The 10,170-nt window shown below is 43.0% G+C and carries 7 protein-coding genes; all 7 read left to right on the forward strand.

Features of this window, described 5'->3' with window-relative positions; translation table 11 throughout:
- Positions 1-287: 287 nt before the first annotated feature.
- The 7 genes from PQ511_RS23400 (at position 288) to PQ511_RS23430 (ending at position 10,037) form a co-directional block, all read left to right on the forward strand.
- On the forward strand, positions 288-1,607 hold the full coding sequence (locus PQ511_RS23400) for a hypothetical protein (RefSeq protein WP_273854324.1): 1,320 nt from the start codon (positions 288-290) through the stop codon (positions 1,605-1,607).
- 236 nt (positions 1,608-1,843) lie between these two features.
- Positions 1,844-3,139 carry an amidohydrolase gene (locus PQ511_RS23405; RefSeq protein ID WP_273854325.1) on the forward strand — a complete coding sequence of 432 codons (1,296 nt, stop codon included), beginning with the start codon at positions 1,844-1,846 and terminating at the stop codon, positions 3,137-3,139.
- Positions 3,132-4,391 carry a M20 family metallo-hydrolase gene (locus tag PQ511_RS23410; RefSeq protein ID WP_273854326.1) on the forward strand — a complete coding sequence of 420 codons (1,260 nt, stop codon included), beginning with the start codon at positions 3,132-3,134 and terminating at the stop codon, positions 4,389-4,391. Before PQ511_RS23405 ends, PQ511_RS23410 begins: the two co-directional genes overlap by 8 nt.
- A 68-nt stretch (positions 4,392-4,459) precedes the next feature.
- Positions 4,460-5,887, forward strand: coding sequence for a M20 family metallopeptidase (locus PQ511_RS23415; RefSeq protein WP_273854327.1), 1,428 nt, complete (start codon positions 4,460-4,462; stop codon positions 5,885-5,887).
- Between the two features lie 33 nt (positions 5,888-5,920).
- Positions 5,921-7,441 (forward strand): AbgT family transporter, encoded by a 1,521-nt coding sequence (locus PQ511_RS23420; protein ID WP_273854328.1) that lies wholly within the window; start codon positions 5,921-5,923, stop codon positions 7,439-7,441.
- Between the two features lie 22 nt (positions 7,442-7,463).
- On the forward strand, positions 7,464-8,747 hold the full coding sequence (locus PQ511_RS23425; protein WP_273854329.1) for a M20 family metallo-hydrolase: 1,284 nt from the start codon (positions 7,464-7,466) through the stop codon (positions 8,745-8,747).
- Positions 8,748-9,260: 513 nt separating this feature from the next.
- On the forward strand, positions 9,261-10,037 hold the full coding sequence (locus tag PQ511_RS23430; protein WP_273854330.1) for a transposase: 777 nt from the start codon (positions 9,261-9,263) through the stop codon (positions 10,035-10,037).
- Positions 10,038-10,170 lie beyond the last annotated feature (133 nt).

Below are 10,170 nucleotides of genomic sequence, written 5' to 3' on the forward strand. Positions count from 1 at the left end.
TCGCTACGATAGCGTCCTCTTTTTTCATGTATATTTGGTTGAAAAGCTTCTATTATATTCTTTATTTAGGGTTAGCTATTAAGTCTAAGAAAAAAACGTTAGTTTTTCACTGGTCTCGAACCGTCCCGCTGATGCACCGCTGATGCAAACAGAACCGTCCCGCCGATGCTGATGCAGCCGATGCACTAGCGATGCTATAATAAGAAACAAAAACCAAAAGAATGGGAATCACGAGAACCGTCCCTGTGATTCATTCCCGTGATTCCCAGAAAAGAAGGTGATGAAATTTGGAGATTACATTAGGCGTGATCGGACCTGAAGATTCGGTAGAGCATATACTAAACGCTTCGGAGTCATTTGAGGATTTAAAGCTTCTTCCGTTTCATTACGAGGATCTCAAAGAAATTGATGAAATTATTCATTTGAATCAATCGAAGGTGGATCAATGGTTTTTCTCGGGTCAGGTGCCCTATACATATGCGGTTTCAAAAGAAATAGTAGATGACTCGATTGCCTTTTATCCTCCTTTATATGGTGCTAGCTTGTTGGGAAAGGTTTTGGAGTCGAATTTAGAGTTGGGGAAAGTGCTAACAAGAATTAGTCTGGATACGATACAGGAAGAAGAGCTAGAGACGACAAAACGCTTCTTTTCCCTGCAAAATTTAAAGATATATACCTATTCATACCCGGATTTCCGTCCTACTGAAGAAATCGTGCAACACCATCAACAGTTGTACGAAGACGGGAAGATTGAAGTTTGTTTCACCTGTCTTCATGGGGTATACGAAGCGTTAAAGAAATTAAAGATTCCTTGTTACCGCATTTTCCCTTCCCAGCTATCCATCTATTTTGCGCTTAAAATTCTTAAGGAACGAGGACAATCTTTCTGGTATCAGCGCTCTCAGCTGGCGTTGTTGGCGTTCGAGCTTATTCAGCCAGATCAAGATACGGAATTTTATTATTCCTATGAACAAAAGCATAAAGAATTGAATCTAAAAAGATTGCTCATTGAAGTAGCTGAACGCATTAATGGATCGTTTGTTCAGATTGGCGATGGGTTGTATTTTATCTATACCACGCGCGGAGAAATTGAAATTAAGCTGGACAAGCAGGATTTGTTTCATTTAATTGAAACGGTTTATTCTCAGAATAAACTCCAGCTTCGGATCGGTCTTGGCTATGGCATTACCGCTTTGCAGGCAGAAGAAAATGTTCAAACAGCCTTTCGCAGTGCAAGGAAACACAAATCGCCTACCATTGTTTTAGTAGATGAAAACCGCGAGCTGACTGAGTTTGAATCTGGTGGAGAATCCATTTCGTATCAATCCAAAAGCTGGATTACGGAGGAGTGGACGGAGAAATTAAGGAAGGCAAACATTTCGCCATCCTCTGTCGCAAAGATTCAGGCACTTTCCACCTTTTATAAAAAAGATGAAGTGAATTCTCAGGAAGTTGCTGGCTGGCTTGAAAGTTCAGAACGAAATGCACGTCGGGTCTTAGCTGAACTAGAAGCGATGGGACTTGCGACAAGTATGACGGTGCAAGTGAACGGTTCAAAAGGGAGACCGAGGAAAGCGTATAAATTATTGCTGAATGATACACAATGAAAAGTAGCGTTGGCCACTAATATGGCGAACGCTACTTTTTTGTTTGTAAGAAAAAGTATCAGAAACGATTTGAATTTTCTAATTACTCATGTATAATGTCAATTAAGGAAATGAAGTGGAAAGTTTCCGAAAATAAATAGGAGCTATTATGCCGTTCATCCTCTTTAAACAGAAAAGAAAGAACAGCTGATGAAAGCGCTATCTAAAAGTTTTTCTACATAAGGAGTGACGTTGACTTGAACAGTTTTGTAAAAGAGTTAATCCCCCAGCTGATCGAATGGCGGCGAACGTTCCATGCGCTGCCGGAGTTGGGGTTTATGGAATACATTACAACGTACAGAATCGGAAAAGAATTAGAAGCAATGGGCTTTACTTTGCACGTTGGAAAAGAAGCACTTAAAGAGGATTCGCGTTTGGGGTTGCCAAAAGAAGCTGACCTTCTTGCACATGAGGAAAAAGCTGCAGCCTGGGGAGTGGAAAAAGAGTGGCTCGAAAAAATGCGAAATGGAAATACCGGTCTCGTAGCCGAATGGGATACGGGAAAACAGGGGGATCACATAGGTTTTCGCTTTGATATCGACGCGTTGCCGATTAAGGAGTGTGCAGAGGAATCTCATCTCCCTTCAAAAAATGGATTTGTTTCCGGAGAAGAGAATGTGATGCACGCCTGTGCTCATGATGGTCATACAACTATTGGTCTTGGTGTAGCGAAGTATATTGCTTCCCATAGCGATGAGTTGAAAGGAAAGTTTACGCTTCTCTTCCAGCCTGCTGAAGAGGGTGGAAGAGGAGCAAGACCCATGAGAGACAAAGGCTGGCTTGATGATGTTGATGCCTTTTATTCAGGGCACATCGGGATTAATTCGATGGATGTAGGCACGATCGCTGCTACAACGAAAGGGTTTCTTGCTTCAACGAAATTTGATATTACCTTTAAAGGGGTTTCCTCCCATGCCGGTATGCACCCGGAATTAGGAAAAAATGCGTTGCTAGCCGCCACAACAACGGCCAATAATCTCTACGGAATCCCGCGTCACCATGACGGCGTTTCGCGTGTGAATGTTGGCAAGCTCACAGCTGGAAGTGCGCGGAACATTATTTCAGAAGATAGCTTTATGGAGATTGAGTTGCGGGGTCAAACAGAGAAGATCAGCAATCATATGGTGGAAAGAGCGATGCGCATAATTAAGGCCTCAGCCGAAATGCACGATGTGGATTATTCGATTGAATCAGTCGGGGTGACAGAGTCCATGAGTTGTGACGAGGAATTGATTCCAAAGATTACACAATGGTGTGAAGGTAGTGAATTTGTGAAAGAGGTTCAGCCTGTAGCACCAGTTTCAGGATCTGAGGATGCGAGCTTGATGATGAATCGGGTTCAGGAGCATGGAGGGAAAGCCACTTATATGCTGTTTGGAACAAAACTTGATTACCCTCACCACCATCCGCAGTTTGATTACGAAGAAGAAGTGTTAGCGGTAGCAGTCGAGACATATATCCGTATTTTAAAAGGTGGTTCTGGGGATGTCTGACATGCAATCCTGGCTTGAGAAAAGTTTGCTAGCGCTAAATCTTACACAAACGATGGATCGGCCTGAAGGCTTTAGTCGATTAAGCTTTACTTTGGAAGAAAGGGAAGCTTTAAACCAGTTCGTTACGATCGCAAAGGAGCTTGGTCTTGAAACATCCGAAGATCAAGCAGGAAACCAGTGGGCCATTTGGCAAGTGAATGAGGATGCTCCAACCGTTGCGCTTGGTTCGCACCTTGATACGGTTTCGAACGGTGGCGGGTACGATGGAGTTGCCGGCGTGTTAAGCGCCCTGGCGGCGGTGAAAAAGCTTAAAGATAAGGCATTTCAGCCAGCGAAAAACATTGCCGTCATTTGTTTTGTATCCGAGGAATCAGCCAGGTTTGGGGTTTCAACGATTGGAAGTAAAGCCATATCAGGAAAGCTCGATAAAAAGGAAACCAGTCAGGTGACGGATCGGAACGGGGTAACCATTAAACAGGCTGTTGAGGAGTTTGGCGTAAATTGGGAAACCATTGAAGAAGCGGAACTCCCAGTTGAGAAGCTATCCTGTTTTCTTGAACTTCACATTGAACAAGGAACCCAAATCGAAGAGCACCATAAGGAAGTCGGCATCGTGAACGGTGTTGCTTGTCCTATCAGACTTCAGGTAAATGTGCAAGGGATGGCGAATCATACTGGCACCACTCCGATGCATCGTCGTCAGGATGCCCTGGTTGCGATTGCTCCTCTTGTAAACTATGTCAGTGAGCGAGCGACAGAGATTAGTCGTAAAAGTGAGCAACCACTTGTGGCAACTGTTAGTACATTAGCGCTTAAGCCTAATGTGATGAATGTGATTCCGGGTGAAGTTGAACTAGGCATTGATATTCGAAGCGTAGACGATCAACTGAAGCGTGACTTTGCGAATGAAATTAAGGAATATTGTCGTCGCATATCGGCAGACAATCAAGTTGAGGTGACGGTTTCCACTTTAGTTGATAATGACTCTGTTTTACTAGATTACGAGATGCAGAAGCAACTTGCTGAAGTATGCGAGGAGCTTGGTTTTGAAAAGCTTGTGATGAATAGCGGTGCGGGTCATGATGTGATGAATATGGCAGCAAAATGGCCATCCGGTTTAATTTTTATCCCTTGTAAAGATGGAATTTCACATCATCCGTCTGAATTTGCTTCTCTCGAAGACATCGAAAAAGGCGTTTACTTGATTAGTCGCTACATTGAAAAGATAACTGTCGATATAGCCAAGGAGTAAAAACCTTTCGCCTAAAGAGGATGAGGTTCGACAATAATTTTTCGAATTTTTTGAATGGAGGGAAATCAATGACAAATCATTGTGCAAAGATCTACTTAGAAGAAAATAAGTCTGTTTTTGAAAGGGTTAGCGAGTATATTTACCAGCACCCTGAAACGAGGTTTGAGGAATATTCGTCTGCTGAATTTTTAGCCTCGGAGTGTGAAAAAGCAGGATTTGAAGTTGAGCGCAATGCTGGGAATATCGAAACCGCATTTGTCGCGTCCTATGGAAGTGGCTCTCCGGTCATCGGATTTCTTGGAGAATTCGATGCGTTATCCGGACTCGGACAGGAGCCAAACCAAACTTCTTATCATCCGACAGAGACTAACGTCGGTCATGGATGTGGGCATAATTTGCTTGGAACAGGCGCTTTTGCGGCAGCTTGCGCAACGAAAAAGTACTTAGAAGAAAACAACTTATCAGGTACTGTAAAGTTTTTTGGATGTCCTGGAGAAGAAGGAGGATCGGGTAAGACGTTCATGGTGCGAGAAGGGGTTTTTGATGGTGTGGATGTGGCCCTTACCTGGCATCCATCGCCAGGAAATAGCATTATGAGCCTTTCAAGTCTAGCAAACTATCAAGTTTATTTTAGATTTAAAGGATTGTCTTCTCACGCAGCAAATTCTCCCCACCTTGGGCGAAGTGCCCTTGACGCTGTGGAGCTCATGAATGTTGGTGTGAACTACCTTCGGGAACACGTGATACCGGAAGCGCGAATGCATTATGCGGTTACTAATACAGGTGGGATTTCACCGAATGTGGTTCAAGCTGACGCAGAGGTTCTGTACTTGCTTCGCTCACCAAAGATTAGTCAGGTTGATAACATTTACAAGCGGGTTTGTAAGATCGCAGAAGGCGCAGCCCTAATGACTGAAACAGAGCTAACAATTGAGTTCGATAAAGCCTGTTCAAATTATATTCCGAATCGAAATCTGGAGAAAATTTTGCATAAAAATCTGCAGGAAGCTGGAATTGGAGAAGCAGATAAGGAAGAAATCAATTTTGCAGAAAAACTTTGGTCTACTTTGTCAGAAGGGGAGAAAGAAAGCTACTTGGACATTATAAGAGGATTTGGTTATCAGGGAGATGGCAGTGAGTTTGAAGGGAAGTACCTTGCTGAGACAATTTCTGATTATGAACCATCTACCGAAATTCTTTCAGGTTCAACAGACGTTGCAGATGTGAGCTGGGTTGTGCCAACCGCGCAATTGACCGCTTCGACTTCTGCACTTGGAACGCCGTTACACACATGGCAAATGACGACTCAGGGCATTAGCAGCTATGCACATAAAGGAATGATGCGAGCTGCAGAAGCGATGTCACAAACGGCAGTACACCTACTTGAAAATAAGGAGGATTTGGAAGCTGTTAAGGCAGAATTCCAGGAGTTCCGAGCTGGGAACCCCTATTCTTGCCCAATTCCAGACGGAGTCAAGCCTTCGAAATTAACATAAACCACATAATAACGAGATGAAGTGAGGGAGACGATGGAGAATACAAATAAAAAAACAGGGATTGCTCAGAAGTTCCTGAATGGCATTGAACGAGTCGGGAATAAACTTCCGGATCCATTTATACTATTTGTCGGTTTAGCTGTTATCGTTGTGATTGTTTCTGCTATTTTTCATATGTTTGGCGCTACCGTCACCCATCCGGGTACGGGAGAAGAGCTACCGGTAAAAAGTCTTGCATCTGGTGAGGGACTTCAGTATATTTTAACGTCCATGCTCGATAATTTCACAGGATTTGCTCCTCTCGGCCTAGTACTGGCTATGATGTTAGGAATTGGACTAGCTGAAAAAGTAGGCATGCTCGATTTTGCAATTAAAAAAACAATTTTAAAATCTCCACCCGCCTTAATTACCTACACGGTTGTCTTTGTAGGGATTATGGGGAACATTGCATCAGATGCGGCAATGGTTCTTGTTCCGCCACTCGCAGCAATGGTCTTTTATAAAATTGGACGTAACCCGATTGCTGGTCTTGCAGCAGGTTATGCTGCAGCCGGAGCGGGTTTTACAGCGAATCTCTTAATCGCGGGAACTGACGCACTACTGGCTGGAATTACAACCGAAGCGGCTCAAATCATTGATGAAAGCTTTGTTGTTACACCGGTCGATAACTGGTATTTCAATATTGTGTCTGTGTTTCTTCTTACCCTTGTCGGTGGTCTGGTGACAAACAAATTCGTCGAACCAAGGCTTGGGAAGTATAAAGGAGAAGAGGTTGAAGGAGCAGTCGAGGAAGAACACCCAAAAGCAGGGAAAGCTTTTCGGAATTCGATTATTGCTGGCGTGATCTATTGGGCTCTCGTTCTCACCGTCATCTTCCTACCAGATAGCCCATTACGCAATGATGAAGGCGGCATTGTTCCTTCTCCATTTCTAGATGGCATCGTGCCGATCATTCTTTTCTTCTTTATTACGATAGGGACAACTTATGGAATTACTGTTGAAAAGATTAAGTCTAGTAAAGACATCGGAAAATACATGGCAGAGTCGATGAAAGACATGTCGAGTTACATCGTACTCATTTTTGCGATTTCTCAATTTATCTCTTACTTCAGCTGGTCTAATATTGCGACGTGGGTTGCTGTTAACGGGGCGGATCTACTAAAAGATCTTAGCTTCACCGGTATCGAACTCATTATTGCATATATTATCTTTACAGCCTTAATGAACTTCCTAATCACGTCAGGTTCAGCAAAATGGGCACTTGAAGCACCTGTTTTCGTGCCAATGTTTATGCAGCTTGGGTATCATCCAGCTTTTACACAGGTAGCGTATCGTGTAGCTGATTCGTCTACGAACATTGTGACACCACTGATGCCTTACATGGTGATTACCTTATCCTTTATGCAAAAGTACGATAAAAAAGCGGGGATCGGAACTTTTATTTCCTTAATGTTACCTTATTCGATTTGTTTCTTATTAACTTGGATCGTGTTAATTCTACTGTTCGTTTTCTTAGGAATTCCATTCGGCCCTGGCATTCATCCATACCTTTAATAAATGAAGGAGTGAATCAATAGTGAGTACGCTCGAACAAAAATTAGTTGAATGGCGACGAGATTTTCACCGTTATCCGGAACCTGGTTTTCTTGAGATGAGGACTGCTTCGATCGTTGCTTCGATCCTTGACGAGCTTGGGTTTCAGCTGGAATTGGGAAAACAGGTGATGTCCCCTGATTTTTGCATGGGGAAGCCAGGTGAAGAAGAAACCAAAGCGCATTATAAATGGACTCTAGAACATGGCGCAGAAGAAGCTTATATCGAACACTTTTCTGAAGGATACACAGGAATCGTTGCGACAATGGACACAAAGAAAGAAGGGCCAACCATCGCTTTCCGAGTTGATATGGATGCACTCGAAATCAATGAGTCTGAGGAAGACAGCCACTTTCCGATGAAAGAAGGATTCAAATCAACGCTTCCTTATAAAATGCATGCCTGTGGTCACGATGCTCACACGGCAATTGGTCTAGGACTTGCTACATTGATTGCAGAAAACAAGTCCAGTCTTACAGGAAAGGTCAAATTGATTTTTCAACCTGCTGAAGAAGGGACTCGTGGCGCTCGATCGATGGTGGAAGCGAATGTGGTTGACGATGTCGATTATTTCATTGCGAGCCATGTAGGGACAGGGGTTCCTCATGCTCACTTTGTGGCCTCAAATAATGGTTTTCTGGCAACGTCAAAACTTGATGTTTCTTTTAAAGGTGTATCATCACATGCTGGTGGTAATCCAGAAGAAGGAAAAAATGCCCTTCTGGCTGCCGCTTCAGCCGCATTAAATATTTATGCGGTTCCTAGGCATTCCGAGGGCTCAACTCGATTAAATGTCGGCGAACTACATGCCGGAACGGGTCGTAACATCATTGCTGATCAGGCCTTTCTTAAAGTCGAAACCCGTGGTGAAACAACGGAAATCAATGATTACGTCAAAGGCCAGGTCGAAGCTGTGATCGCAGGATCTGCGCACATGTATGGAGTTGACTATGAGATTAAGAAGGTAGGAGAGGGGATTAGTGCGAAAGGATCGAGAGAACTCGCAGAAGTGTTGAGGACCTGTGCTGAAGCATCACCTGCTATTAAGGAGACTCTGCTCGAAGACCATTCCCCTGCTGGCTCAGAGGATGCCACCTTCTTCATGGATCGCGTAACCAAGAATGGTGGGCAAGCCACCTATTGCATCTTCGGCACAGAACTCGCTGCCGGTCACCATAATGAGAAGTTTGATATCAATGAAGAGACGTTGGGGACGGCGGTAGAGGTATTGTTTGGGGTTTTGGAATCGCTGGGACGGTTCTCATGATTCATTATAAAGTGAAGAATAGAAATAAGTGTCAAGAACAAAAAGCGAGTCCTTTAAGTAACACGCAGGACTCGCTTTTTGTAATCTGAACACTGACATCATCCTTTTAAACTTTCAATAGATCGGCCACTGGCAAGTTAAACAAACGTTTGATTAACCTGGCATTTGCAGCTTTAACATAATATCTATCCACGCGTGAAGGAGATTTTTAGAAGAAGAACGAATAATTTTATAGAACGAATATCTTGCCCACTAAATTAAATCCCCGAAGAGATGATTTCCCCCATACCTAATCTTAGCTTAGTACTATGACTGACCTCTTTTCTAATACTTTCTAATTCCGTTTTACACCTGTCTGAACCTCCACTATCTTTCTTACACCTGTTCTAATCTTTATCTACTAGATTTATACCACTTCAACACTTACTAATGACCATGACATTCTTATTGAACGTAATTCTGCCTCAATTTTATTCCAAAATTCAATTTCTGAAACATAATAGGAGAGTAATGATGCCACGAGAAGCAAGAAAAAGAAGCAAAACGTTGATTTATCATGTCATTTTTAGAGGAGCCAATCGCCAGGAAATCTTTCATGATGATCATGATCGGATTCGGTTTCTTAAAACGCTTGAAAAGTATTCCCTCTTGTACGATATGAAATGCTATGCGTGGTGCCTCATGAACAATCATATCCATCTGCTGTTGAAAGAAGGTAATGAAGAAATTTCTCTGACGTTAAAACGCATCGCCATAAGCTTTGTCCAAACCTATCATTTTAAATATCGTACCTCGGGTCATCTCTTTGAAGATCGGTTTAAAAGTGAAAATGTAGAGACGGTCAAATACCTTCTTACCGTCGTGCGGTACATCCATCAAAATCCACTGAAAGCGCGGATGGTTAGATTTGTCGATGATTGGCCATGGAGCAGTTGTGTGGAATATTATCGAGGATATTCAGAAATGAAATGGCTAGATTGTGCATATATTTTGAATTTCTTTGGTCACGACCAGCGATTGGCAATTGGATACTTTAAAGAGTTCAATGAACGAATCACTGATGATGATTGTTTGGAGGCTGTAAACGATGAAAATAAAAGAGTGACCGATGAGGAAGCGAGAGAGCTCATCAAAAGTCGTCTTGGGGTAGTGGAAATCGCTCAGGTAAAAAGCCTTCCTAAAGAGAGGAGAGATCCGTTGATAAGAGAGCTGAAACGAATAACAGGGGTCACACAACGCCAGTTGGCAAGAATATTGGGTGTTTCGCAAACATTGATTTTTAGGGCGTGAATCATGAGAACCGTCCGAGACCAGTGAAAAAGTCGGATTAAGACCAGACCGGTGAGTAAAATTTAAAATTCTCCATGAAAAAACCCCCTGAATGGTATAATGGGTACGACCAAATACCGACCATTAGGGGGTT

Source organism: Guptibacillus spartinae (assembly GCF_028610625.1).
In the GTDB taxonomy this organism is placed as follows: domain Bacteria; phylum Bacillota; class Bacilli; order Bacillales; family Guptibacillaceae; genus Guptibacillus; species Guptibacillus spartinae.